Source organism: Enterococcus sp. S183_ASV_20 (assembly GCF_018919685.1).
Classification (GTDB): Bacteria; Bacillota; Bacilli; order Lactobacillales; family Enterococcaceae; genus Enterococcus; species Enterococcus faecalis.
In genome coordinates, this window is record NZ_JAHLRI010000007.1 from 18,973 (window position 1) to 43,437 (window position 24,465).

General features: G+C 38.8%; 25 protein-coding genes. 15 read left to right on the plus strand and 10 right to left on the minus strand.

Going from position 1 to position 24,465, the window contains the following annotated elements:
• Window positions 1–169: 169 nt before the first annotated feature.
• The 3 genes from KQI94_RS04130 to KQI94_RS04140 all read left to right on the plus strand — a co-directional run bounded on the left by KQI94_RS04130 (window position 170) and on the right by KQI94_RS04140 (window position 2,464).
• Window positions 170–307 carry a hypothetical protein gene (locus KQI94_RS04130; protein WP_002355203.1) on the plus strand — a complete coding sequence of 46 codons (138 nt, stop codon included), beginning with the start codon at window positions 170–172 and terminating at the stop codon, window positions 305–307.
• A gap of 89 nt (window positions 308–396) precedes the next feature.
• Window positions 397–1,314 carry a cysteine synthase family protein gene (locus tag KQI94_RS04135; RefSeq protein ID WP_002355204.1) on the plus strand — a complete coding sequence of 306 codons (918 nt, stop codon included), beginning with the start codon at window positions 397–399 and terminating at the stop codon, window positions 1,312–1,314.
• Window positions 1,315–1,327: 13 nt separating this feature from the next.
• Window positions 1,328–2,464, plus strand: a complete 1,137-nt coding sequence (locus tag KQI94_RS04140) for a cystathionine gamma-synthase (protein ID WP_002358342.1) — start codon at window positions 1,328–1,330, stop codon at window positions 2,462–2,464.
• Window positions 2,465–2,500: 36 nt separating this feature from the next.
• On the opposite strand, the gene genA is transcribed toward KQI94_RS04140, so the two are convergent.
• The 3 genes from genA to genR form a co-directional block, all read right to left on the minus strand.
• Window positions 2,501–3,931 carry a 6-phospho-beta-glucosidase GenA gene (genA, locus tag KQI94_RS04145; RefSeq protein ID WP_002358345.1) on the minus strand — a complete coding sequence of 477 codons (1,431 nt, stop codon included), beginning with the start codon at window positions 3,929–3,931 and terminating at the stop codon, window positions 2,501–2,503.
• 26 nt (window positions 3,932–3,957) lie between these two features.
• Entirely contained in the window at window positions 3,958–5,292 is a 1,335-nt protein-coding gene (genB, locus tag KQI94_RS04150; RefSeq protein WP_002367845.1) for a PTS sugar transporter subunit IIC, read from the minus strand.
• A 135-nt stretch (window positions 5,293–5,427) separates the two neighbouring features.
• A complete protein-coding gene (gene genR, locus KQI94_RS04155) occupies window positions 5,428–6,189 on the minus strand; it encodes a transcriptional regulator GenR (protein WP_002362941.1) in 762 nt (253 codons plus the stop codon).
• Between the two features lie 198 nt (window positions 6,190–6,387).
• Here genR and KQI94_RS04160 point away from each other — a divergent pair, with 198 nt between their 5' ends.
• From KQI94_RS04160 to KQI94_RS04185, 6 genes are all read left to right on the plus strand, one after another.
• Window positions 6,388–6,978 carry a dihydrofolate reductase family protein gene (locus KQI94_RS04160; RefSeq protein ID WP_002386047.1) on the plus strand — a complete coding sequence of 197 codons (591 nt, stop codon included), beginning with the start codon at window positions 6,388–6,390 and terminating at the stop codon, window positions 6,976–6,978.
• A gap of 113 nt (window positions 6,979–7,091) precedes the next feature.
• Window positions 7,092–8,477 (plus strand): Trk family potassium uptake protein, encoded by a 1,386-nt coding sequence (locus KQI94_RS04165; RefSeq protein WP_002389858.1) that lies wholly within the window; start codon window positions 7,092–7,094, stop codon window positions 8,475–8,477.
• A 20-nt stretch (window positions 8,478–8,497) separates the two neighbouring features.
• Window positions 8,498–9,661 carry a cation:proton antiporter gene (locus KQI94_RS04170; RefSeq protein WP_002367846.1) on the plus strand — a complete coding sequence of 388 codons (1,164 nt, stop codon included), beginning with the start codon at window positions 8,498–8,500 and terminating at the stop codon, window positions 9,659–9,661.
• Between the two features lie 127 nt (window positions 9,662–9,788).
• Entirely contained in the window at window positions 9,789–10,229 is a 441-nt protein-coding gene (locus tag KQI94_RS04175; RefSeq protein WP_002358353.1) for a CopY/TcrY family copper transport repressor, read from the plus strand.
• A 15-nt stretch (window positions 10,230–10,244) separates the two neighbouring features.
• Complete coding sequence (locus KQI94_RS04180) at window positions 10,245–12,731, plus strand: heavy metal translocating P-type ATPase (protein WP_002367847.1); 2,487 nt, start codon at window positions 10,245–10,247, stop codon at window positions 12,729–12,731.
• 21 nt (window positions 12,732–12,752) lie between these two features.
• Window positions 12,753–12,959 carry a heavy metal-associated domain-containing protein gene (locus tag KQI94_RS04185; protein ID WP_002355215.1) on the plus strand — a complete coding sequence of 69 codons (207 nt, stop codon included), beginning with the start codon at window positions 12,753–12,755 and terminating at the stop codon, window positions 12,957–12,959.
• Window positions 12,960–13,003: 44 nt separating this feature from the next.
• Here KQI94_RS04185 and KQI94_RS04190 read toward each other — a convergent pair whose 3' ends face one another.
• Window positions 13,004–14,374 (minus strand): PH domain-containing protein, encoded by a 1,371-nt coding sequence (locus tag KQI94_RS04190; RefSeq protein WP_002367848.1) that lies wholly within the window; start codon window positions 14,372–14,374, stop codon window positions 13,004–13,006.
• Window positions 14,374–14,763 (minus strand): GntR family transcriptional regulator, encoded by a 390-nt coding sequence (locus tag KQI94_RS04195; RefSeq protein ID WP_002358356.1) that lies wholly within the window; start codon window positions 14,761–14,763, stop codon window positions 14,374–14,376. Before KQI94_RS04195 ends, KQI94_RS04190 begins: the two co-directional genes overlap by 1 nt.
• Window positions 14,764–14,912: 149 nt before the next feature.
• Between KQI94_RS04195 and KQI94_RS04200 the strand changes: the two genes are divergently transcribed.
• Window positions 14,913–16,241 (plus strand): C1 family peptidase, encoded by a 1,329-nt coding sequence (locus tag KQI94_RS04200; protein ID WP_002358357.1) that lies wholly within the window; start codon window positions 14,913–14,915, stop codon window positions 16,239–16,241.
• 44 nt (window positions 16,242–16,285) lie between these two features.
• Here the strand turns inward: KQI94_RS04200 and KQI94_RS04205 are convergent, their stop codons facing one another.
• Window positions 16,286–16,906, minus strand: a complete 621-nt coding sequence (locus KQI94_RS04205) for a flavin reductase family protein (protein ID WP_002367849.1) — start codon at window positions 16,904–16,906, stop codon at window positions 16,286–16,288.
• Window positions 16,907–16,927: 21 nt separating this feature from the next.
• On the minus strand, window positions 16,928–17,902 hold the full coding sequence (locus KQI94_RS04210; protein ID WP_002358359.1) for a ring-cleaving dioxygenase: 975 nt from the start codon (window positions 17,900–17,902) through the stop codon (window positions 16,928–16,930).
• A 266-nt stretch (window positions 17,903–18,168) separates the two neighbouring features.
• Between KQI94_RS04210 and KQI94_RS04215 the strand changes: the two genes are divergently transcribed.
• Window positions 18,169–18,525, plus strand: coding sequence for an SMR family transporter (locus KQI94_RS04215; RefSeq protein ID WP_002386054.1), 357 nt, complete (start codon window positions 18,169–18,171; stop codon window positions 18,523–18,525).
• Window positions 18,522–18,833 (plus strand): multidrug efflux SMR transporter, encoded by a 312-nt coding sequence (locus KQI94_RS04220; protein ID WP_002355223.1) that lies wholly within the window; start codon window positions 18,522–18,524, stop codon window positions 18,831–18,833. The genes KQI94_RS04215 and KQI94_RS04220 overlap by 4 nt, the downstream gene beginning before the upstream one ends.
• 95 nt (window positions 18,834–18,928) lie before the next feature.
• Here the strand turns inward: KQI94_RS04220 and KQI94_RS04225 are convergent, their stop codons facing one another.
• Window positions 18,929–19,975, minus strand: a complete 1,047-nt coding sequence (locus tag KQI94_RS04225) for a chitinase (protein WP_002364979.1) — start codon at window positions 19,973–19,975, stop codon at window positions 18,929–18,931.
• A gap of 42 nt (window positions 19,976–20,017) precedes the next feature.
• Window positions 20,018–20,602: a lytic polysaccharide monooxygenase gene (locus KQI94_RS04230; RefSeq protein ID WP_002367850.1), complete on the minus strand. Its 585-nt coding sequence runs from the start codon at window positions 20,600–20,602 to the stop codon at window positions 20,018–20,020.
• Between the two features lie 273 nt (window positions 20,603–20,875).
• Between KQI94_RS04230 and KQI94_RS04235 the strand changes: the two genes are divergently transcribed.
• The 3 genes from KQI94_RS04235 to KQI94_RS04245 are packed head-to-tail and all read left to right on the plus strand — an operon-like array spanning window position 20,876 to window position 23,046.
• Window positions 20,876–21,610 (plus strand): acyl-ACP thioesterase domain-containing protein, encoded by a 735-nt coding sequence (locus tag KQI94_RS04235; RefSeq protein ID WP_216454320.1) that lies wholly within the window; start codon window positions 20,876–20,878, stop codon window positions 21,608–21,610.
• 49 nt (window positions 21,611–21,659) lie between these two features.
• Window positions 21,660–22,493: a DUF72 domain-containing protein gene (locus tag KQI94_RS04240; RefSeq protein WP_002358361.1), complete on the plus strand. Its 834-nt coding sequence runs from the start codon at window positions 21,660–21,662 to the stop codon at window positions 22,491–22,493.
• 16 nt (window positions 22,494–22,509) lie between these two features.
• The gene (locus KQI94_RS04245) at window positions 22,510–23,046 is read left to right on the plus strand and encodes a haloacid dehalogenase (protein WP_002355230.1); all 537 of its coding nucleotides are present in this window, start codon (window positions 22,510–22,512) and stop codon (window positions 23,044–23,046) included.
• A gap of 22 nt (window positions 23,047–23,068) precedes the next feature.
• Here KQI94_RS04245 and KQI94_RS04250 read toward each other — a convergent pair whose 3' ends face one another.
• Window positions 23,069–24,421: an aspartate kinase gene (locus KQI94_RS04250; protein ID WP_002389838.1), complete on the minus strand. Its 1,353-nt coding sequence runs from the start codon at window positions 24,419–24,421 to the stop codon at window positions 23,069–23,071.
• Between the last annotated feature and the right edge of the window lie 44 nt (window positions 24,422–24,465).

Below are 24,465 nucleotides of genomic sequence, written 5' to 3' on the forward strand. Positions count from 1 at the left end.
TACCAAAAAAAACAGAAGGCTAGCCTTCTGTTTTTTTTTGGTCTATTAATTCTTTTACCTATAAGAAAACCATTGGTGTGATAGGAAATAGCAATCGTTAGAATCGTTGACACTAGAAAATGGGAAATGGTATAGTTTGGTCAACACATGACGAAGGAGGAAATCAACCATGACGAAAAAACAAGCTAGCCCTTTTTTAGAAACGGAAAGCTGTTGTTGTATGGTGCAAAATAGTGCAGCATACTCTTTTGTGATGGGGAAAACCTCCGTTATTTCTGAAAAATTGCCTAACACGATTCCTCTCTGAATCTAGACAACCAGAAATAAACAAAAAAGGTGCTGATGCGATCAGCACCTTTTTGTTTTATGTACATGTATTAGAAGGAGGAATTCGCTATGATTGTTCAGTCAATTTTAGACACAATCGGAGCAACACCATTATTTGAATTTACAAGTGAACAATATCCTATGCCAGAAGGCACTAAAATTTATGCGAAACTAGAATATTTGAATCCAGGTGGCAGTGTCAAAGATCGGCTTGGTGTGCATCTTCTCAAAGAAGCAATGAAAACGGGAAAGATAAATCAAGCCACAACAATTATTGAACCGACAGCGGGGAATACAGGGATTGGACTTGCATTAGCTGCCAGTCAACTGGGCCTCAAGACAATCTTTGTTGTGCCAGAAAAATTTAGTCAGGAAAAACAACAGCTGATGCAAGCGTTAGGTGCTAAAATTGTCCCTTCGCCAACAGAGCAAGGGATTGTCGGAGCGATAATTAGTGCTCAAGACTTAGCCAAGGAAATTCCTAATAGTTACGTGCCGTTACAATTTGAAAATCCGGATAATCCTGCTGCTTACTACGAAGGATTAGGACCTGAAATTGTTCAAGACCTAGGCGGGAAGATTACTAGCTTTGTCGCAGGTTTAGGCAGTGGTGGAACGTTTGCAGGTGTTGGCAGATATCTCAAAGAACAAAATAGTAAGACGCAATTATGGGGCGTGGAGCCAGAAGGTTCAATTTTAAATGGCGGACCTGCACACGGACATGAAATCGAAGGCATTGGCGTGGAGTTCGTGCCGCCTTTTCTTAAACAGATTCCTGTGGACGGCTTTTATACCATTTCAGACGAGGATGGTTTTTTCTGGGTCAAACAATTAGCCAAGAAAAGCGCTTTGCTGGTGGGAAGCTCCAGCGGCGCAGCGTTTGCGGCGGCATTAAGAGAGGCGCGCCGCTTACCAGCAGGCAGCACAATTGTAACTATTTTTCCTGACGGTAGTGACCGTTATTTATCAAAAAATATTTATTCTTAGGAGGAAAACTTTTATGAAATTCAATACCAAATTAATTCATGGCGGCATTAGCAAAGACACAACAACAGGTGCAGTGAGTGTTCCTATTTATCAAACGTCAACCTTTGAACAAAATGGCGTGGGCCAGCCAAAAGAATATGAATATTCTCGTTCAGGTAATCCCACACGTCACGCGTTAGAAACCTTAATCGCTGAGTTAGAAGGTGGGAGCCATGGCTTTGCGTTCAGCTCAGGCTTAGCTGGTATCCATGCAATCATTTCTATGTTTGGACCCGAAGATCATATTTTATTAGGTGACGATGTCTATGGGGGGAGTTTCCGTTTATTGGATAAAGTATTTGTAGCAAATGGGTTAAGCTACACGATTGTAAACGCCAGCGACTTATCAACAATTGAAGCCGCAATTCAGCCAAATACAAAAGCCTTGTTTTTGGAAACACCAAGTAATCCACTGTTAAAAATTACAGATATTGAAGCGGCAGCTAAGCTTGCTAAAAAACATCAGTTGTTAACTATTGTCGATAATACATTTGCGACGCCTTATTTTCAACGGCCGTTAGCGTTAGGTGCTGATATTGTGGTTCACAGCGGGACAAAATATTTAGGGGGCCATAGTGATGTAGTCTCTGGTTTAGTCGTAACGAATCATCCAGAAAGCGCAGAAAAGATTGCCTTTTTACAAAATGCGATTGGTGCTGTTTTAGGACCACATGATAGTTGGCTGGTCCAACGTAGTTTAAAAACATTAGGCGTCCGGATGGCAGCGCACGCCCAAAATGCTCAAAAAATTGCAGAATTTTTAGAAGCGCATCCAGCGGTAGCAACGGTGTATTATCCAGGACTAGCGAGTCATCCTGGTCACGAAATTGCGCAAAAACAGATGTCGGGATTTAGTGGCATGATTTCTTTTGAATTAGCCAAGGATGAGCAAGTCGTTCCTTTCGTAGAAGCGTTGGAAATTTTTACTTTAGCGGAAAGTTTAGGTGGCGTAGAAAGTTTAATTGAAGTACCTGCCATTATGACTCACGCATCTATTCCCAAAGAAAATCGTGAAGCTGTGGGAATTAAAGATGGACTCATTCGTTTATCTGTAGGAATTGAAGCAGTCGAAGATTTATTGGCTGATTTAGAAAAGGGATTACAAGCATAAACAAAAGGCCCTCGTCTTTAGACGAAGGCCTTTTGTTTATAATTCTTCCCCATTCGTAGCAATCACTTGTTGATACCAAGCAAACGATTTTTTCTTTCGCCGCTCCAACGTTCCGTGACCATCGTTGTCTTTATCTACATAAATGAAGCCATACCGTTTCTTCATTTCGCCTGTACTAGCGCTCACTAAATCGATGAATCCCCAAGGTGTGTAGCCCATCAAATCAATGCCGTCATACGCAACGGCTTCTTTCATCATCTCAATATGTTCACGTAAATAAGCGATTCGGTAAGTGTCGTTAATCGTTCCGTCTGGTTCTAACTCATCAATAGCACCAAAGCCATTTTCGACAATAAAAAGTGGTAATTCATACCGATCATTGAACCAATTCATTGCATAGCGTAAGCCCATAGGATCGATTTGCCAACCCCAATCAGATGTTGCTACATAAGGATTTCGCACCAAGTCTTTTGCTTCATTGTAGTCAAAAGTAGGGGCCTTTTCTGCACCTTTTACAGCAAACGACATGTAATAGCTAAAGCCAATATAATCAACACAGCCATTAGCTAAATCAGTTAAATCTTCTTTTGTGACATCTAATGAAATGTTTTTTCGTTTCAAATAGCATTGAATTGCACTTGGATAATGACCGCGGACATGAACATCGGTAAACCAATAACGTTTTTGCATTGCGCTAACACTCATCATCATATCCTCAGGATTACAAGAATAAGGATAAATAGGCACCATCGCAATCATACAGCCAATTTGGAAGTCGGGATTGATAGCGTGGCCAATTTTCACTGCACGTGCGCTAGCGACTAGTTCATAATGAGCAGCCTGATACATAATTGCTTCGCGGTCTTCTCCTTCCTGGTAAGCAATACCAGAGTTAGTAAAAGGTGCAAAATCTTCTTCATAATTGGCTTGGTTGTTAATTTCGTTAAAGGTCATCCAATATTTGACTTTTTTCTGGTAACGAGTGAAACAGACTTCAGCAAATTTGACAAAAAAATCAATGACCTGGCGATTGCGAAAACCGCCATATTTTGTGACTAAATGATAAGGCATTTCAAAGTGAGACAGTGTCACAACTGGCTCAATGCCATTTTTCAAACACTCGTCAAAAAGTGCATCATAAAAACGAAGGCCTTCTTCATTGGGCGTTTCTTCATCTCCGTTAGGAAAAATTCGTGTCCAAGCAATAGAGGTTCGGAAACAATTTAAACCAAGTTCTTTGAATAGTTGAATATCTTCTTGATAGCGATGGTAAAAATCAATCGCTTCATGGTTAGGATAGTGTTCATCTGGTAAAACGCCTGCGGTAATTTTACGAGGGACGCCATGTGCACCGGCAGTCATTACATCCGCCACGCTCACCCCTTTACCGCCTTGGTCCCAGCCTCCTTCTAATTGATGAGCAGCGACAGCGCCGCCCCAAAGAAAATCATTTTTCAAAATTGACATATCGTTTCAGTCCTTTGTTCAAATTTTTATACGTTTTGTGCTTCGACTTTTTCAAGGATTTCTTCAGTAATTGGTTGATTGGTTTCTTCTGCGTAATTAAGTGCATCCATTTTTTTAGCAAACGGTAAATAGATAAAGAAACTCATCGTCAGTACTACTACTTGAAGCAACGCTGCTTGCCAACCACCTACTAAAAGTCCAGAAATGATTGGAGGAGTAGTCCAGGGAACTTGTACCGCAGTAAAGAGAGGAACCAGTCCTGTGTACAAGGCAAAATATGTCACAACAGAAGAAACAATCGGTGTGATAATGAATGGCACAGCCATGATTGGGTTCATCACGATAGGTGTAGCAAAGACAATTGGCTCGTTAATATTGAAAACAGCTGGCCCAATTGAAAGCCGACCTAATTGCTTAAACTGAGCTGATTTGGCAAAGAAAACCATGAACACGACTAACCCGATTGTCATGCCCGCACCAGTGACCGTTAAAAATTGATCTAAAAATTGTTGTGTAACAATATGGCCACCATTAGCCAGTGTTAAGTCTTTTCCAGATTTTAAAATTTCGGTGTTTTCTAAAGAGTTTGCTTGTAAAATAGGACCCATGATGCCGCCAACGATTGTTGACCCGTGAACACCGAAAAACCAAAAGAGCGGAATGACAAAACCTAATAGTAATGCGCCACCTAGTGAATCTGTGACTCCTTGAAGTGGTGATTGTAGCACTTCGTAAATAAAGTCAAAGAATGTCGTATTGAAGACTTTATCTAGAAGAATGAAAATTAGCATTGCACCAGTTACAATGACGCTGGCAGGAATTAACGCAGTAAAGGAATTGGCCACATTTTCTGGTACAGCTTCTGGTAATTTGATACGAATATCATGACGTAAAAACCAACTATATACAACGCCGACTAACAAACCAACAATAATAGCTGTAATCATCCCTTTGCCAGCTGTCCAATCTTTGTTGATGACATTGCCAACTACTGCGCCAGAAACCGCATCTTTGACTTCAGATGACATAAACAAAATGAAAACCACCATGGCAATCATGCCCGCTGGGAGGCCTTCAAATCCCTCGCTTTTTACATATGAGTAGGCAATACCGATGACCGCAAATAACGACATAATCGCAAAAGATGCCCCATATGCTTGATTGAAATAAACAGCCAGACCGCTTGCGTTAACCCATTCAGAAATAGCTGTAACTGGGAAATTCGCTAATAGAAGAAACACGGAACCAACAATGGTAAAAGGCATCGTGTAAAGCATCCCGTTCCTTAAGGCAGTAATTGCTTTGGTATTGACGAATTTTAGTACTGGAGGTAATAATTTCTCGTTAATCCATTCGTTCATAAAAATCTCTCCTTTGAAGAATAATATAAATGCAAATGTATCCGTTTACATATTTACTATATAAGGTTATTTGAAGAAAAAATAGACTTTTGCTTGAATGAGAAACATGTACCAAGAAAAAAAACACAAAAGCAACTAGGAAGGTGTTTCATCTAGTTCCTTTAAAAGTTGACTTGCTTGATGAGCTAGGAGTTCAATTAAAGCAATGACAGGGATTTGAGTGGTTGTATTGACTGACTTATCTGCAAATGGAGAACGTTCGTCGGGCATATAATAGGAGATGTTGTAGTCAGCCAAGCGGGCAATAGTTGAATGTTGATTGTTGGTAATGCTTAGCACTTTGGCACCAGCTGTTTTAAAATCGGTCATTTGTTTAATCATTTCATTGGTTTCCCCAGATACAGACAGAATCAAGGCTAATGTATTTTCAAATCCGCGCTTGGGGATAGGCGTAAAGGGATCAGCAATACTGTAAGAATTGATATTTAAGTTGGCAAAATAACGACTGCCATAACTACCTAAAATTCCGCTAGTACCAATGCCAGTAAAGGCAACGTGACGTGCTTGAACAATCATTTGGATTGCTGGACGAAGCATTTCGTAATAGGTTTCTTGGTTTAATTTTTTTAAAAAAGCATCGACGTGAACCGTGGCATCATAAAAATTTTCAAACGTTTGTGTTTGTTTGGCTTCTTCTTTCACTGCATATTTTAATTCGGAAAAACCAGCATAGCCCATTTTGTTACAAAATCGTAGAATCGTTGAGGTGGAGACATGACAGGAAGTAGCCAGTTGGCGAATGGTCTGTTGAGGGATTTGGTGCAGGTGTTCCAATACATAATGGTAAACGAGCATTTCTAATTCATTCAAGGTCTGAACCTTCTCTAAATCAAACAAAGTAATCCTCCTTTATATAAAAACTGAATATGTTATTTTTTTGTGTAAATCAAATAAACCAATTCTTATTTTTCTTGAAAAAAATGTAAAATAACTCAATAAAAAGTTTCTTATTTCCTATTTTACAAAAAGTAGCCCAATTATCCTAGTTTTTCTCTTTTTTCTTTTAAAAATAACAATGCGCACCCCTAGAGTTTTTTGAGAAAACAAGCTAAAATAGATAAGAAGAGAAAAGGAGGCGTTGATGTGGCACGGGAAGTAATTTTATTTATTGCAGCGAGTATTGATGGTTTCATTGCGGATAAAGCGGGCGGTGTTGCTTGGTTAGAAGAAAATATTCGTGGCGATGAAGAAGATCGTAGTTACGATGAAATGTATGAAAAAATAGACACTGTGGTAATGGGGCGGACTACTTATGATCAAGTGACACAAGAATTGTCCCCAGATGTGTATTTTTATGAAGACAAGCATTCTTATATCATTACCTCTCATCCAGAACCATCAACTGCTTCAAGAACTTTTACCAAGGAAGATCCAGTCACATTAATTCGTCGTCTCAAAGAAGAAGACGGCGCGGGAATTTGGATTGTTGGAGGCCCAAAAGTGGTTCAACCGCTTTTGGCAGCTGATTTAATTGATACCTTCATTTTGACGACAATACCACTGTTTCTGGGTGAGGGCATTGCTCTATACGAGACAATGGCTCAATCAATCCCAGTTCGTTTAAAACAGGTTTATCAAAAAAATGAGTTGGTTTATTCGATTTATCAACGTGAAAACAAAAATTAAAAAATAATTATTCGGTTGGGCAAGTTGCTTTCAAGGTTTTGAGTTTCTCATAGGGCGAGAGGAACAAAGCAACAGTTGTCTAGCCGTTTGTGTTGTTTTTGATTAACAAAGAAATGGTAGAGGAGAAAAAAATGAAACATCAGATCAAAAAAAGGTTGTATATTTCACCTGTTCAAACAATTGTCTTAGGATTTTTTTTATTAATTGTTGTAGGCACAATCTTATTAATGATGCCTTTTTCTGCACAAGCTGGACAAAAAACGCAATGGATTGATGCTTTTTTCGTGGCAACTTCCGCCGTCTGTGTTACAGGGCTTTCGCCTTTGAATACGGCGGAACATTGGAGTCCTATCGGGCAAGTTATTATTATGATTTTGATTGAATTAGGCGGCTTAGGCTTTTTAACCGTTGCCACGATTTTCTTTAGTTTGCTGCGAAAAAAAGCGTCACTAAGTGTACGGATGTTGTATCAAGAAGCTTTAAATGTTAGTGAAGTTTCCGGAGTTTTTCGTTTAATGAAATATATTATGAAGTTTGCGGCCATTATTCAATTACTTGGAGCCTTCTTGTTGTCCTTTCAATTTGTACCAACATTTGGGTGGAAAAAAGGGTTGTTTTTTAGTCTCTTCCATGCCGTTTCGGCATTTTGTAATGCTGGCTTTGATTTGCTAGGGGATAGTATGGTTCCTTATCAAAATTCGCCTTATCTTTTACTAGTCATTAGCTTTTTAATTATAGCTGGTGGTTTAGGATTTATTGTGTGGCGCGATATTTTTGCAATGATTAAAGGCTATAAAAATAAAATTAAGCACCGTGTTAGTATTCATACACGCCTTGCTTTAACGGTGACCGCCACCTTTTTAGTCTTAGGGACCGTTATTTTTTACATTTCAGAATATCGCCATTTTCCAGCTGACATGTCTTTTTGGCAGCGTCTTGTCAACAGTTGGTTCTTGTCGGTTACACCAAGAACTGCTGGCTTTTATTCAGTTGATTATTTGAAAATGAGTAATCCAGGCCTGATTGTCACGATTTTGTGGATGTTTATTGGTGGCACTTCAGGATCAACCGCTGGCGGCTTGAAAACCACTACGTTTGGTGTGTTATTTTTACAATTTCGTGCAATTTTTAAAGGGAAACAGCGAGTGGAATTCCATGAACGCACAATTCCTGAGCGAGTAGTGCTCCAAGCGTTTACTTTGTTCTTCTTGGCAACTTTTTTATGTGTAACTGCTTCGGTTATTCTCTCGTTTACAGAAACATTACCTTTAAAAAACGGGATTGAGTATATTGTTTTTGAAGTGATTTCTGCATTTGGAACGGTCGGTTTAACAATGGGGTTAACACCAGATTTAACTGTTTTTGGTAAACTAGTGATTATTTTTCTAATGTTCGTCGGTCGTGTGGGTGTGTACACGGTGTTATTGTCATTAATTAAGAAAGGCTTGGAAAGTCAGTCGAAAGTTCAATATCCAAAAGAATCAGTGATGATTGGTTAATAGAGAAAGAGGGAAATAGAATGGAATTTTTAGGTATTTTATGTTTGATTTTAATTACAACGACTTTAGCAGGTGTTGCTTGTAAAAGAGTAGGAATTCCTGCGGTAATTGGGCAATTGCTAGTAGGGATTGTGTTAGGTCCAGCGATGTTAAATATTGTGCATCAAGATGTGTTTGTGCATGACTTTTCAGAAATTGGTGTCATTATGCTGATGTTTATTGCTGGAATGGAATGTGAATTGGAATTATTGAAAAAATATGCGAAACCTAGTGTCATGGTCGCTATTTTGGGCATCGTTTTACCGGTTGGTTTTACTATGTTGATTGGTCAGCTGTTTGCTTTTTCTTGGAAAGAAGCTTTTTTCCTTGGGTTAGTTTTAGCAGCAACGTCGGTCAGCATTTCAGTAGAAGTATTAAGAGAGTTGAATGTTTTAAGTAGTAAAGAAGGTGCAACGATTCTTGGGGCTTCCGTCGTTGACGATATCGTGGTCGTGATTATTTTAAGTGTCGCTGTCGGCATGATTGGTGCAAGTACAGGCGGCAATACAGAAGTCAGCTTTATTGTTAAGTTAATTGAACAAGGCTTATTCTTTATTGGGATTTTCTTTTTGGTCCGCTTTATTGCTCCCTATTTACTACGTTTAAGTCAAAAAATGAACATTGGGTCGTCTGTTATTATCATGTCATTGATTATCTGTTTGGGCATGGCTTATTTGGCTGATTTAGTTGGTTTAAGTTCTGTCGTAGGTGCCTTTTTTGCAGGGATTGCTGTGGGACAAACGGATGCAAAAACAGAAATTGATTTCAATATTGAAGCTATTGGCTATGCCGTGTTTATTCCCGTCTTCTTTGCCAGCATTGGCTTATCAGTGACATTTAACACGTTAGGAAAGGATTTACCTTTTATTTTGGTAATGACGATTATGGCGATTTTAACGAAATTACTGGGCGGCGCCTGGGGAGCGAAAATGGTTGGTTTCTCCAATACAAGTTCTTTAATGGTCGGTGCTGGGATGGTTTCGCGTGGGGAAATGGCATTAATCATTGCGCAAATTGGCTACCAATCTAAATTACTTTCAGAAGCGTATTATACGAGCATGATTGTGGTAATTATCTTAACGACCTTAGTTGCACCGTTCTTATTGAAATACTTTGTTAAAAAACAAGAATCTGCGTTGCGATAAAAAAAGATGAGCAGAAGTTGTTGACAAAAAAATAAAATAGCTATATGATGAGTTCAAGATAAACGACTACATTTGTAGTCGATAACCTTGAACTCTTTTTTATTGATGAAGGAGGAATTTAACGAGTATGGCAAAAGATAAATTAGCGACAATTACTGATGCAGAGTGGGAAGTCATGCGGGTTATTTGGACCCAAGGCAAGACCACGAGTCGTGAAGTGCATACACTTTTAAATGAGAAGAAAGAATGGAAATCAACGACCGTCAAGACGTTACTAAGTCGTTTAACAGATAAAGGGTTAGTTGGGACGGAGAAAGCAGGCAATAAATATATTTATTATCCGCTAGTAGAAGAACGTCGGAGCGTTGAAACGGTGGCAGATGAACTTTTAGCCAAAGTGTGCAGCCGTAAAGTTGGTTCCGTGGTAGAAACAATTTTAACAGAGAGTCAGTTGAGTTATGACGATTTGGATCGATTAGAGGAACTCTTGAAAGAGAAGCGCAAGACGGCGGTTGAATCTGTCCCTTGCAACTGTATTCCTGGTCAATGCCAATGTCATTTAATTTAAAAAGGAGTGAAAAAAATGGAAAGTAAAACGTTTGATATTGAAGGGATGAGCTGTGCTTCCTGTGCCCAAACGATTGAAAAGGCTACGGCGAAGTTACCTGGGATGGCAAAGGCAAGTGTCAATTTAGCTACGGAAAAATTAAGTGTCACGTATGATCAGACGGAAGTCACAGAAGAAGAAATTAAGGAAGCTGTGTCAGATGCTGGCTACAAGGCGATTAGCCCAGCCCAGCAACGAACGTTTGCGATTGAAGGAATGAGTTGTGCTTCCTGTGCCCAAACGATTGAAAAAGCTGTGAACCAATTATCTGGTGTTCAACAAGCGATTGTTAATTTAGCCACGGAAAAACTGGTGGTTAGTTATGACGACCATCAAGTAACGAGTGCTGAAATTATCAAAGCAGTTACGGATGCAGGTTATCAAGCGACAGAAGAAGTCGCTGCAGGTGCAACAGCGGACCAAGATCGTGAAAAGAAACAAAAACATATTGCTGAGATGTGGCAACGTTTTTGGATCTCAGCGGTGTTTACAGTACCCCTTCTTTATATTGCGATGGGACATATGGTAGGCTTACCATTGCCGGATTTTTTGAATCCAATGACACATGCGACGACCTTTGCAATGGTTCAATTGATTTTGACGTTACCCGTCCTATATGTCGGCAGAGAATTTTTCACAGTCGGTTTTAAAGCATTATTTAAAGGGCATCCGAATATGTTTTCTTTAGTAGCTTTAGGAACCAGTGCTGCTTTTGTGTATAGTTTATATGGCACAGTCATGATATTCTTAGGAGATACAAGTTTTACAATGGCTCTTTATTATGAATCAGCGGGTGTTATTTTAACTTTAATTACATTAGGAAAATATTTCGAAGCTGTTTCAAAAGGGAAAACCTCAGATGCGATAAAAAAATTAATGGGTTTGGCGCCGAAAACTGCTCATATTTTACATGATGGGGCAGAAATTGAAGTGCCAGTTGATGCTGTTCAGTTGGATGACATTGTGATTGTTCGCCCAGGAGATAAAATCCCTGTTGATGGAGTGATTGTTTCAGGCAGTAGTTCTGTGGATGAAGCCATGTTAACGGGCGAAAGTTTGCCTGTTGAAAAGAAAGTCGGTGATGCAGTAATTGGTGCTAGCATCAATAAAAATGGCAGCTTTCAATTCAAGGCGACAAAAGTGGGAAAAGAGACGGCCCTTGCCCAAATCATTCAATTAGTGGAAGATGCGCAAGGCTCAAAAGCGCCGATTGCACAATTAGCTGATAAAATTTCGGGTGTTTTTGTCCCAATCGTTATTGGTTTGGCTGTTCTTTCTGGCTTGGCTTGGTTCTTTTTAGGACAAGAGTCATGGATTTTCGCTTTGACAATTACCATTTCTGTGTTAGTGATTGCTTGTCCTTGTGCGCTCGGCTTGGCAACGCCGACTGCGATTATGGTGGGAACAGGTAAGGGCGCTGAAAATGGCGTTTTAATTAAAAGTGGGGATGCTTTAGAAACCACTCACAAAATTCAAACAATCGTGTTTGATAAAACAGGAACTATTACAGAAGGCAAACCGGTGGTTACGGATATTTTAGTTGCTGATTCAGCACTTTCAGAAGCTGAGTTACTAACATTAGCAGCTTCTGCAGAACAAGGATCAGAACATCCTCTAGGTGAAGCAATTGTGGGGGCGGCTAAAGAACGTCAATTGCCATTAGCAGAAGGAAGCGATTTTTCAGCGATTCCAGGTCACGGCATCCGTGTGACAATCAACGAACGAGTCCTACTTTTGGGCAATATAAAATTAATGAAAGAAGAAGCCATTGAGCTATCAACGTTTGTTCAACAAGCGGATCGTTTGGCAGAAGAAGGGAAAACCCCAATGTTTGTGGCAAAAGATGGTTCGTTTGCGGGTATCATTGCGGTAGCAGATACTGTGAAGGATAGCAGTCAAACAGCCATTGCACGTTTGCATAAAATGGGGATCGAAGCCGTGATGATTACGGGAGACAACAAGCGTACTGCCGAGGCGATTGCAAAACAAGTAGGTATCGATCGTGTCTTAAGTGAAGTTTTACCAGAAGATAAAGCGTTAGAAGTGAAAAAAATACAAGCAGAAGGCAAAAAAGTTGCGATGGTGGGTGACGGTATTAATGATGCACCAGCACTTGCCCAAGCAGATGTGGGGATTGCTATTGGTTCAGGCACAGATGTTGCAATGGAATCGGCCGACATTGTGCTAATGCGTAGTGATTTAATGGATGTGCCTACAGCAGTTGAATTAAGTAAAGCGACCATCAAAAACATCAAAGAAAATCTTTTCTGGGCATTTGCCTATAATACATTAGGTATTCCAGTGGCTATGGGTGTGTTACACTTATTTGGTGGACCTTTGTTAAGTCCGATGATTGCAGCAGCAGCTATGAGTTTTAGTTCAGTCTCTGTCTTACTAAACGCTTTACGCTTAAAAGGATTTAAACCTTCGACGGTGAAAAGAACTAGTGGAAGTCAAAAATAAAATTGAAAAGGATGAAGTGAAATGGAAAAAACAGTAAAAATTGATGGGATGAAATGTGATGGCTGTGTTCAAGCGGTCACTGAAAAATTTAGTGGAATTGACGGCGTAACGAATGTTGCGGTTCACTTGGCAGATCAAACAGCCGTTGTGACAGCAGATCGTGAAGTAAGCCAGGATGAGCTGAATACCACGTTGGCGGATACAAAATTCAAGGTTGTCAGCGAATAACAAAAAAACAGGGCCTACCATCATGAGTAGGCCCTGTTTTTTTGTTATGGAAGTTTTGCTTTGATTTCCTGATAAATCTTAGTCGTTTCTTGACCATCACGCGCAGTATAATAATAAACTTTTTCCCGCGTTTCTATTTTCAGAATCGGATGACTTTTTGTATAAATTAGTAAATAAGCAGGTTTTCCAGCGACTTTAAATTCTCCTGTTAAGTAACTATCTGTCGCAGCACCCATTGTGCGGATGCGTTCTTGAGGTAAGTCATCAATCAAAGAAACAGCAGTGATTTGGTTAAAAGGAATTGACCTTGTTTTTGCTAATGGGGCAGATAATTCAATTTGGTTCTTTTCAATAGTTGCTTGAAAGGCATGACTAGAAAAATCATTTATAAACATCGGCACTGTGGCAAAGAACAGCACCGCAATCGTTAAAATACCAGTAGCGGCTAGAATAATTTTCCCAGCAGGCCGTCCTAGGTTAATAGATAAATTCATACCAATGCGGTCAGGAACCATGATTTTGGGGTCCTTTGGATTGATATAAATCCCATACCGCCAATATTGATCATCATCCCCATAGCGATAATCGCCAGCCTGTAAAACGAATTGATCTTGTTTTTTGCGCATTGAAAATAGGTAGTAGAAGAGAAAGCCTACATAAACAAACAAAAGAATAAAATAACAAAAAGTAAGGGCCATCGCAACCGTATAATCAATTACAATTGTGAAAGTTGGTAAAATGGTTAGCGGTGCAAAAACTAAGGCGGATAAAACCATTAAAACAGACCAATGATGCCGAAATAAATCATTGATTTGCTGATTAATTTTTGAGTCACTAGTTAGCGGTTTGACAGGTAAGCGCGCAATAAAATAATAGCCGCCAATGAACAAACTTAACATCAAAACAGTAATTAAGAAAAGAATCCAGGAACCAATCGCCGTTTGCAAGGAATAAAAGCCCCCAGCAAAAGTAAGAATAATTGCAGGTAAAAACCACCAAAATGAAATAAGTTTCTGGTTTTTATTTAAAACTAATTGCGTATCGATTAAGAGAGGACGCTTAGGTAGCAACCAGCCGTTTTGCATTTTTAAAGCGGCCATTTTGCGAATATAAACGATTTGCAGATAGTAGCCACTGCCAATAAAACTAAATAAAAGTAACAGAAAAAGGAACAATAAAATCGAATCATAAGGAATAAATAACAAAGGTAAACTAAGAACACTAAAAACGGCTGCTAGTTGAACCAAGCGTTTTTTATAACGTTTCCGGATTGCTTGAACGCTGGGATCTTGTAGTTTATCTTCTGGTAAAGTGTTTTCCAAAATAATATTTTTGTGAGGATTTGCATAAATCCCCATAGTAAATGCCATAAAAAAAGCGACAGAAACTAGGATGAAATAAAAGAATACCGCCATTATAATGCACGCCCTTTCGAATCAAAATTTTGATAAATTTTCTGAATAAGTGCTTGGATTTCTGCTTCGGATTGCTGATGTAAAAAACTTTCAGCCAACAGAAGTTCTAAACGCTCATGCAATTGCTGTTGCCAAACAGCGGTAGCAGGTAACTTTGCGGCAATTTTGGTGCCGTTACGACGGTCAGTCACAATATAACCTGATTGCTTTAACTTATTATAAGCTTTTGAAACAGTCATCATATTGACCCCGATTTCGTCCGCCAATTGTCGGATAGAAGGCAAACTTTCATTGGGAACCAGTTCACCTTTGGCAATGCCTACAATGATTTGATCAATGAGTTGCTGATAGATGGGCTGTTCGCTTTGTTCATCTATTTCTAAAAGCATCGAATCACTCCTGTCTTATTTGTGATATCTGTATTATATATACTAATACAAAAAGAGTTGGAAAGCAAGGAATTTAGAGTAAATGGTTGTTTCTGTTTAAAGAGAAGCATATAATGAAGAAGAACGTAAAATGAAAGGACGATGAAAATATGACAGCAATTGAACCAAAATTAACAGAGAAATTCCATCAAGATTTCTTGAACAATAATAAACAAAATGCCTTACAACGTAGTGTAGTAAAAAATGGTATCAGCGCTTCAGGTGAATCTGTACAAGGAGCCGTGAATAACGTACCCGTCTTTTCAGTCGACTTAGCTACTGGAAAAGTGGCCAATCAAAAACAAAGCGGTCGCTGCTGGATGTTTGCGGCATTAAATACATTTAGACATAGAATGTTAAATGCGTTTCAATTAAAAGATTTTGAATTATCACAAAACTATACATTTTTCTGGGATAAATATGAAAAATCAAACTATTTCTATGAAAATATTATTGCAACAGCCGATCAACCGTTGACTAGTCGTAAAGTGGCCTTTTTATTAGCGACACCACAACAAGATGGTGGGCAATGGGATATGATCGTTTCAATTTTTGATAAATATGGCGTAGTGCCTAAAACGGCAATGCCTGAAAGCAGCAACAGTTCCAATTCACGTGACTTAAACAACTATTTAAATAAAAAATTACGCAAAGATGCAACAATTTTACGTAGTTTAATTGAAAAAGGCGCTTCTGCTGAAGAAGTCCAAAAAAACAAAGAAGCAATGTTGCAAGAAATTTATAATTTCTTAGCAATCTCTTTAGGAACGCCGCCAGAAACCTTTGATTTTGAATACCGTGACGAAGAAAAAAATTATCATTTGGATCAAAATCTAACACCGCAAACATTCTTTGAGAAATACGTTGGCGTTAATTTACATGATTATGTAAGTATTATTAATGCTCCTACAGAAGATAAACCCTTCAACAAAACATACACTGTTGAAATGTTAGGGAATGTTGTCGGCGGCAAAGAAGTTAAATATTTAAATGTAGAAATGGCTGCTTTCAAAAAATTAGCTGCTGCACAATTGGAACAAGGCGAATCTGTTTGGTTTGGTTGTGATGTCGGACAATCTTCAACACGTGACACAGGAATTATGGCATTAGACGTTTACGATATGAACGATCTTTTTGATATTGATTTTACGATGACTAAAGCAGAACGTTTAGACTTTGGTGAAAGCTTAATGACACACGCCATGGTTTTAACAGGTGTTGATATCGTTGATGGTCAAACAACAAAATGGAAAGTGGAAAATAGCTGGGGCGAAAAAGTCGGTGAAAATGGCTTCTTCGTTATGAGCGATGCGTGGATGGACGAGTACACTTATCAAATCGTTGTGCACAAAGATTTATTAACTGATGAACAGAAAAAAGCTTGGGAACAAGCGCCAACTGTTTTGGCACCTTGGGATCCAATGGGAGCATTAGCATAAAACAGAAAAAGAAGGCCCCCGCCGTCATGGCGGGGGCCTTCTTTTTACGTTGGGCGGCGAACTTCACGGATTTCGCCCAATGTTGTATAATCATTGCCTGCTAAACGAGCAATCGGTTGGAGTTTTTCAGGTAAAATGTACTGATGTTCTTCATCGAAAACGGCTGAATCAAAATAGAAATCGGTAATTTCTACAATGAATAAATCCGTAATAATTTGACCTTCATGGTTAGCAATAGGTACATATTGATGTAAGCGAGCTTCCATCCGAATCGGCGCGGCTTTGATTGCTGGAACAGCAACAGTCTGGCTGGCAATGGTTTCAATCCCAAATGTGTCAATTTCACTGATTTCTGGTGCTAAAGACGCCGAAGTCTGATTCATTTGAGTAAGAACGTCTTCGTTAACGAAATGGATGACAAGCTCTTTAGTAGCCAAGATATTTCGTGCCGTATCTTTAGGCGCTTTGTCTGGTCGTAAAATGGACAACGTTGCTAAAGGAATTTCAGCTGCCGCCGCATTAAAGAAACTAAAGGGGGCAGCGTTGACGATACCTGTGGCTGTATCTTGTGTCGTAACCCAAGCGATTGGCCGAGGAATAATACTTCCTGATAAAAATTTATACGCTGTTTTTGCAGATAACTCGTTACTATTGTAATGAATCATAGGAGCCTCCTAGAAAAAATACTAATTTCTTTGAACATTCGCATCTGAAGTATCGAAAGGACGCACAAATTCTTCAATCCCTGCCCGTTTTGGTTCTAAAAATGGCGGTAATGATAATTTTTCACCAGCGTGTTCATAGGTTTCATCCTCTAAAAACCCAGGACCATCGGTTGCCAGTTCAAATAAAACATGTGTTGCTGCCAAGAAATATTCAGATTTAAAGTAAAAACGTTCCACAAAGCCAGAATTAGGAAATTCCAAACGATTAATTTTTTCAATCCAGAAACGTAGTGCTTCCTCATCGGCAACGCGCAAGGCTAAGTGATGGACATTGCCGTAGCCTTCTTGAGCCGCTGGCAAATCTTCCCGATGCTCTACGATGATGCTGGCACCATTTCCACCTTCGCCAACTTCAAATAAATGGAAACTACCTTCAGCATCAATCAATTTGAATCCTAAAACTTCAGTTAAAACTAGTTGCAGATGTTCGTAATTTTCGACAGTTACAAAGGCTGGACCTAAGCCGATTAAAGCATGTTCACTAGGGACGTTAGATTTTTTCCAAGGCGTGCCAGCTGCAACACCTTGGTTCTTTTCATCAGAAATAAGTTGGTAACGTTGATTGTCAAAGTCTTCAAATTCTAAATACTTTTTACCAAAACGTTCTTGAATTTCTCCATGATCAATTGCATATTCATTAAAGCGTGATACCCAGTAATCCAAAGCATCATCATCTTTTACACGGAAGGAAGTACGAGAAATTGTATTGGTTCCTTTGGTTCCTTTAGGTAAGCCTGGAAAGTCAAAGAAAGTCATATCTGTTCCGGGAGAGCCGGCATCATCAGCAAAAAATAAATGATATGTTTCAATATCGTCTTGGTTAACAGTCTTTTTAATTAAACGTAGACCTAAAATATCGGTGAAAAAGTGATAAATTTTTTCAGCACTTGAAGTCATGGCAGTGACGTGGTGTAAACCTAAAATTTGTGTATTCATAATAAAAATCCTCCTAAAAGAAAAATAATTTTTTTAATTAATTAACTTACTAAAAGTAAGTTTAAATGATTAGTCCTAAAAATGCAAAAGAAATGTCTCGAATTCGAACTATTATTTTTTAGTTGATTTTTTTAAAAAATAAGAATATAATAGCCTGAGATATTTTAATACATAAACTTTCGTAAACATCGCCGGATGCTTGCGACTAAAGTGTTAATGAACAGTTCTTAGGCCATAGCTGAACTGTTTGTTGGCACTTTTTTTGTTTGGAAGGGAAGGAAAACAAGATGAGTAAAGCTTGGTTAAAAGTTATTTTTGGCGCTTTTTGTGAAGTGATTTGGGTCATTGGCATGAAGCATAGCACAACATGGTGGGAGATTTTAGGGACAGTAATCGCAATCTTTATCAGTTTTTATGCGCTGATTAAAGCAGGAGAGGAATTGCCAGTTGGCACAGCCTATGCTGTATTTGTCGGCTTAGGTAGTGCTGGAACTATTGTAACAGATCATTTTTTATTCCACACACCATTGGGCATAGGAAAAGTTCTTTTTCTGTTGCTGTTATTAATAGGTGTGATTGGCTTAAAAATGGTAACTGGAAATAAAGAGGAGGAAACAAGATGAGTTGGTTATACTTAGTTATTGCAGGCTGTTTTGAAATCTTTGGCGTAGGTTCAATTAAATTATTTACAACAAAAAAAGACTTACGTTCATTGTTAATTTTAATTCTAGCGTTTAGTGGTAGTTTCTTATTCTTATATTTAGGGATGAGACAATTGCCGATGGGCGTTTCTTATGCAGTTTGGACAGGAATTGGTACAGCAGGAGGCGCTATTTTAGGAATGCTCTTAGGTGAATCAAAAGACCTACGCCGGATATTTTTTATTTTTTTAATCATTGTTTCTGTGATTGGTTTAAAATTAATTGGTTAGAAAGCGAGAGAACATTGTTTGGATTATTGAAAGACCGGTGAGTAAAATTTAAAAAGAGACAGAACCAAATGCGGTGTTCTGTCTCAAAATAGCTTTTATTTTACGAGGTTACTATAACGTGTCGCAAATTCATTGTTGTAGGACTTGCCGTTGACATCTTGACCAACGTCCCAATTTGCAGACCAAGTCATTAAGCCACGGATAGGATTACCGTCTTTTGCTAACTGATCAAAAGTTTTGGCTACAGGGGTAGCCTCAACGACATAGCCGCTACCAGCAGCATCCCGATTTGCTGGTAAACCAAGGACTAATTTATCGTTTGGTATCTGTAGATAGCCGCGCGTACCATGGATTAATGAATCAGACATATAATAGAGGAATTCGTATTTTAGAGCATCGTTGCTTTGAGCAACCCAAGTCATAATTTCATCGACCCAGACACCGTCGCCGCCTTGGTTATATAATTGTGGGGCAATGTAATCATAATAACCATTTAGGGAAGTAATGTATGTTTCATAAGCGGCACCAGGTTTTAAATAAGGGAATTCTGGCGCCATCGTAATGATGAAATTTTTTCCTTGTGCTCGATAATGGTCTTTGACTATTTTCAACGCAGCAGGGATGACGGTTTGGTTGTCGCCAGCAGTAATCGCCAATTGCTCTAAGTCGATGTCTAAACCATCAAAGCCGTATGTTTCCACTTGACGAATGATTTCATTCGCAAAGGCTTGTTCATCGCCTTTGACTAATTGGATATGTGCATCTGCTCCACCAAGTGCCAATAAAACTGCGCGACCTTGACTATTTAATTGTGCGACTTCTTGTCGGAAGGCAGTGTCCGTTTGGTTATAAGGCTTGAACGTAGGAATCCGTGTCGTACCATCGCTTTTCATGAAGGAAACCGGTACGACATTGTAGGCTTGATTTACTTCTGAAAGGTTCAGCGATGCTGATGTTCCTTGTTTGTAACCATCGCGTCCTTTTGAGGCCCAGTTATGCCAATATCCAACCAACACTTTTTTGCCAGAGATATCTACCATCGTATCCGCAGCATCTGCAGAAGCTTGAGTAGGCGTTAACCACAAGCCAACTGCTACGGTTGAAAGAAGGAGGAAAGCAGGGATTATTTTTTTTAGCTTCATTTTTTGAGAACTCCTTTAATTTAGTTTAAGATGTGAGTATTTTTACTGAATGTTCACATCAATCGCTTGGTAAAAGGCGTTCACCGTATCACCAATGCCCCAGACAGCGTAAATGACATGATAACCTTTGCGGTCTGTCGGAATATTAATTGTTTGTTTGACAACTTTATTAGGAACTTCTTGTTTGCCGTCAATTGAAGCAATTTTGTCGAAGTTTTTAATGTCTAATGGTTGATTTGGATTCCAGCCATTTTTAGTAATATAGTAATCCCAAGAAGCAGTTCTATGTTGGGCAGTTAAGTTCCAAGTGATGTCAAGGGGACCTGTTGTAATGTTTGTTTTGTGCCAACGAGTAGCTGTTTGTTCATCCAAAGGTTCAAAACCTGAGACACCTGTACTGGCTAATTTACCAGTAATAAACGTATTTTTGGGCGCTTCGATACTTTGAGGTTCCCATTGTGCACGACCAACATTTGTATTTAAGTTACCACCAGCAGAACTACCAAAGAAAGCACGACTTCCAGGACTTGCTACGTAACCATGAGCCTCTGAAACAGTAGGGGCCAATGCAGCGCCACCTAAAACAAAACTAAAAGCCAGGACGATTGTTAATAAACTCTTTTTCATGAAAAAACCTCCTAAAAAATTATTTTGTATGCGCTTACAGATAGGAATATAACATAATAATCTTTCGGATACAAATAATAAGAAATGTTATTTTTAAAAATAAAACAATATTTTTTAAGTAATATTAAGAACGTTTTTAAATAATATAAATAATAGTGTTTTTCAAAGTTTTGTTAATTTTTCATTCGGAATCGCAATTGAAGAAATCACGTGGTATACTTTTAAGAAGAAACAATGACACGAAAGTAGCCATTGGAAAAAGGAGATTATTTCGTGGGAAAAAAACATACATCCTCTTATGAAGTTGCCTACTATGACGGCGATTTTACTGGTGCAATGAAGATACCGGCTTTGTTAGCGGTTGTCATTAAAGTATCAGAAGAACAAACAGAATTACTAGGAAGAGATGCGGCTTATGTCGCTCAATTTGGCCTAGGCTGGGTCATCACCAATTATGAAATAGAGATTCACCGCTTACCAAAAGTTGGTGAAAAAGTAGCAATTACAACGCAAGCTATGAGTTATAACAAATATTTTTGTTATCGTAACTTTTGGGTTCATGATGAAGAAGGCAATGAATGTGTCTTTGTGAAATCAACCTTTGTCTTAATGGATCAAAAAAATCGGAAAATCAGTAGTGTGTTACCAGAAATTATTGCACCTTTTGATTCTGAAAAAAACACTAAAATTTATCGCCATGAAAAAATTGAAAAAGTCGCAGAGGGGAACTTTTTACCTTATCGTGTGCGTTTTTTTGATATTGATGGCAATCAACATGTTAATAATGCGATTTACTTTAATTGGTTATTGGATGTGTTAGGGTATGACTTTTTAACAACGCATCAACCGAAAAAAATTCTTGTGAAATTTGATAAAGAAGTAGAATACGGCCAAGAAGTCGAAAGTCATTACGAAATTGTCGAACAAGAAAATCAGTTGAAAACGCGCCATGAGATTCGGATTGATGGTCAAACCTATTGTGAAGCGAATATCGATTGGACCAACTAAGTTAAGATGACGATTTAAAAAATAAAAAGTTACGCAGAGGAGGAAGGACATGATTCGCTTAGGATTAACATCTTTTAGTGAACACGACTATTTAACTGGAAAAAAACGGGCCACGCTTTATGAATATGCCAGTCATTTACCGCTAGTTGAAATGGACACGGCGTATTACGGGATTCCTCCCAAAGAACGAGTAGCTGAATGGGTCAAAGCAGTTCCCGAAAACTTTCGCTTTGTCATGAAAGTTTATAGTGGAATCAGTTGTCAAGGTGAGTGGCAGACTTATTATGCAAGTGAAGAAGAAATGATCACCGCCTTTTTAGAAAGTATGGCCCCATTAATTGAAAGTAAAAAATTATTTGCCTTTCTGGTACAATTTTCAGGAACATTTGGTTGTACGAAAGAAAATGTCGCTTACTTGCAAAAAATTCGTCACTGGTTTAAAGACCTACCCATCGCCATTGAATTACGAAATAATTCATGGTATCAACCAAACTTTGTAAAACAAATGTTGCAATTTATGAAAGAAAATCAATTTTCCCTTGTGATTGTAGATGAACCGCAGATTCCTACGAATCCAGTGCCCTTTTATCCTTATGTAACGAATCCTAATCTCGTGCTCTTCCGGTTTCACGGACGTAATGCGGCTGGCTGGTTAGCCAATGATGCAGAGTGGCGTAAAAAAAGAACCCTCTATCATTATAATACGCAGGAAATCGCTGATTTAAGCGAAGCTGTTTTAAAAATGTCGCAAGAAGCTAAAGAAGTGGGCGTAATTTTTAATAATAATTCTGGCGGTGATGCTGCAGAAAACGCCCTACAGATGCAAAAAGTCTTGAATTTGAGTTACGATGATTTGAATCCAAAACAATTAGATTTATTTTGAGAAAGAAGGTAGCTGAATGTCTGAAAAGCAATCCCCTTATGAAATGGCTTGTGCCTTCCATGAGGTTTTTAATCCACAACAACCAGAGCAACCAACTGCTTTTTCGCCAGAGCTAGCCAGTCGACGAGCAGAGTTTAAAGTCGAAGAACTTGTGGAATTTTTATATAGTGCTGCTGATAATGACCAAGTACTTTTTCAACAATTGGTCAACGGATTAAAAAAATCTGTCGATAAAGCAGAGCAGAAAGTCTTGGCGAAAGGCAAACCAGTATCTGATCCTTTAGTGGAGGAAGTGGATGCACTAGTCGATTTATTGTATTTTACTTATGGTTCGTTTTGCTTAATGGGCGTCAATCCAACAAAAATTATTGAAATCGTTCATCAAGCCAATATGGGGAAATTATTTCCAGATGGGCAGCCACATTATGATCCAGAAACAAATAAAGTATTAAAACCTGAAAATTGGGAACAAGATTTTGCGCCAGAAGCTAAAATTAAAGCGGAAATTCAACGCCAATTGAAAATTACTGAGACCAATGAAAAAGACGAATGAGAAAACTCATTCGTCTTTTTCATTAATCATGGAAGAACGTCCGATATAAGGCTTTGATGGCTTTTTCCTCTTGTTCTTTCTTGATACCAAACATAATACTTACTTCCGAAGATCCTTGGTTAATCATTTCTAAGTTGATTTTTTCTTTGGCTAACGCCATTGTACTTTCAGCAGTAACCCCAATTCGTTGGCGCATGCCTTCGCCGACAATCATAATCATGGAAAGGTGATGCGTGATGCGTAACTCATCTGGCGCTAAAACTTCTTGGAGTTGGGCCATCAGTCGATTTTCAATTTCAGTTGTTAACTGGTCTTCTCTTAAAACAATCGTGATGTCATCAATTCCTGAGGGCATATGCTCATAGCTTAAGGCTAATTTTTCTAGTACTTCTAAAAGCCGTCGCCCAAAACCTAACTCTCTATTCATTAAATACTTACTAATGTAAATACTTGCGAACCCTTGATCACTAGCAATTCCTACAACAGGGCCATGCTTCACTTTGCGAGAGGTGGTAATTAGGGTGCCAGGATGATGTGGGTTGTTGGTATTTTTGATAACGACTGGAATATTTGCGCGATAGGCAGGCATTAAGGCTTCGTCGTGGAGGACGGCAAATCCTGCATAAGCTAACTCCCGCATTTCTCTATAGGTCAATTCTTGAATCGTTTGAGGCTGTTCAATAATTCCAGGATGGGCGACATAAATTCCGTCCACATCGGTAAAGTTTTCATACAAATCTGCTTGAACACCTGCGGCAACAATGGACCCTGTGATATCGGAACCGCCACGAGAAAAAGTACAAATTTCGCCGGTTTCTGTATAACCAAAGAAACCTGGAATAACCAAGATTTGTTGAGTCTCACGATAGACACTAATTTTCTCTAAAGCTTTTGGTAAAATGCGGGCATTGCCTGGCTCAGGTGTCACTAGGAGACCCAATTCTTTCGGACTAATGTAGCGAGCATCTAAGCCATTTTGCTTGAAAAAACTGGCAACAACTTTTGCATTATTGTCCTCGCCACTAGCTAAAAAATAGTCAAATAAAAAAGCATTGTTTTCTTTTGGTAAAGTGGCTAATTGGCGAATCGAAATAGCAATATCAGCTAAAACTGCTTTATCCAAGTGTAATTCATCGAAAAGATCTTCATAACGACGAATGATGGCAGAGATTGTCGATTCAATGTCCTCATTATTTAAGTAGCGCTGATAGTATTGAATCAATAAATCAGTCACTTTAATATCTTGCGGGGTTCGCTTTCCAGGAGCGGATACAACGACAAACGTTCGGCGCGGCTCTTCCTTGACGATTTGTAAGACTTTCTGTAACTGTGGTGCTGATGCTAGCGAGCTACCGCCGAATTTAACTACGTTCACGTTTATCACTCCTGTTTTTAATTATTTTCTCATTTGTAGATTAG

Excerpts from the sequence above, each read along its gene's own strand:
- KQI94_RS04130 (WP_002355203.1), top strand. The coding sequence starts at position 170 with ATGACGAAAAAACAAGCTAGCCCTTTTTTAGAAACGGAAAGCTGTTGT.
- KQI94_RS04135 (WP_002355204.1), top strand. The coding sequence starts at position 397 with ATGATTGTTCAGTCAATTTTAGACACAATCGGAGCAACACCATTATTT.
- KQI94_RS04140 (WP_002358342.1), top strand. The coding sequence starts at position 1,328 with ATGAAATTCAATACCAAATTAATTCATGGCGGCATTAGCAAAGACACA.
- genA (WP_002358345.1), bottom strand. The coding sequence starts at position 3,931 with ATGTCAATTTTGAAAAATGATTTTCTTTGGGGCGGCGCTGTCGCTGCT.
- genB (WP_002367845.1), bottom strand. The coding sequence starts at position 5,292 with ATGAACGAATGGATTAACGAGAAATTATTACCTCCAGTACTAAAATTC.
- KQI94_RS04165 (WP_002389858.1), top strand. The coding sequence starts at position 7,092 with ATGGTAGAGGAGAAAAAAATGAAACATCAGATCAAAAAAAGGTTGTAT.
- KQI94_RS04170 (WP_002367846.1), top strand. The coding sequence starts at position 8,498 with ATGGAATTTTTAGGTATTTTATGTTTGATTTTAATTACAACGACTTTA.
- KQI94_RS04175 (WP_002358353.1), top strand. The coding sequence starts at position 9,789 with ATGGCAAAAGATAAATTAGCGACAATTACTGATGCAGAGTGGGAAGTC.
- KQI94_RS04180 (WP_002367847.1), top strand. The coding sequence starts at position 10,245 with ATGGAAAGTAAAACGTTTGATATTGAAGGGATGAGCTGTGCTTCCTGT.
- KQI94_RS04185 (WP_002355215.1), top strand. The coding sequence starts at position 12,753 with ATGGAAAAAACAGTAAAAATTGATGGGATGAAATGTGATGGCTGTGTT.
- KQI94_RS04190 (WP_002367848.1), bottom strand. The coding sequence starts at position 14,374 with ATGGCGGTATTCTTTTATTTCATCCTAGTTTCTGTCGCTTTTTTTATG.
- KQI94_RS04195 (WP_002358356.1), bottom strand. The coding sequence starts at position 14,763 with ATGCTTTTAGAAATAGATGAACAAAGCGAACAGCCCATCTATCAGCAA.
- KQI94_RS04200 (WP_002358357.1), top strand. The coding sequence starts at position 14,913 with ATGACAGCAATTGAACCAAAATTAACAGAGAAATTCCATCAAGATTTC.
- KQI94_RS04205 (WP_002367849.1), bottom strand. The coding sequence starts at position 16,906 with ATGATTCATTACAATAGTAACGAGTTATCTGCAAAAACAGCGTATAAA.
- KQI94_RS04210 (WP_002358359.1), bottom strand. The coding sequence starts at position 17,902 with ATGAATACACAAATTTTAGGTTTACACCACGTCACTGCCATGACTTCA.
- KQI94_RS04220 (WP_002355223.1), top strand. The coding sequence starts at position 18,522 with ATGAGTTGGTTATACTTAGTTATTGCAGGCTGTTTTGAAATCTTTGGC.
- KQI94_RS04225 (WP_002364979.1), bottom strand. The coding sequence starts at position 19,975 with ATGAAGCTAAAAAAAATAATCCCTGCTTTCCTCCTTCTTTCAACCGTA.
- KQI94_RS04230 (WP_002367850.1), bottom strand. The coding sequence starts at position 20,602 with ATGAAAAAGAGTTTATTAACAATCGTCCTGGCTTTTAGTTTTGTTTTA.
- KQI94_RS04240 (WP_002358361.1), top strand. The coding sequence starts at position 21,660 with ATGATTCGCTTAGGATTAACATCTTTTAGTGAACACGACTATTTAACT.
- KQI94_RS04245 (WP_002355230.1), top strand. The coding sequence starts at position 22,510 with ATGTCTGAAAAGCAATCCCCTTATGAAATGGCTTGTGCCTTCCATGAG.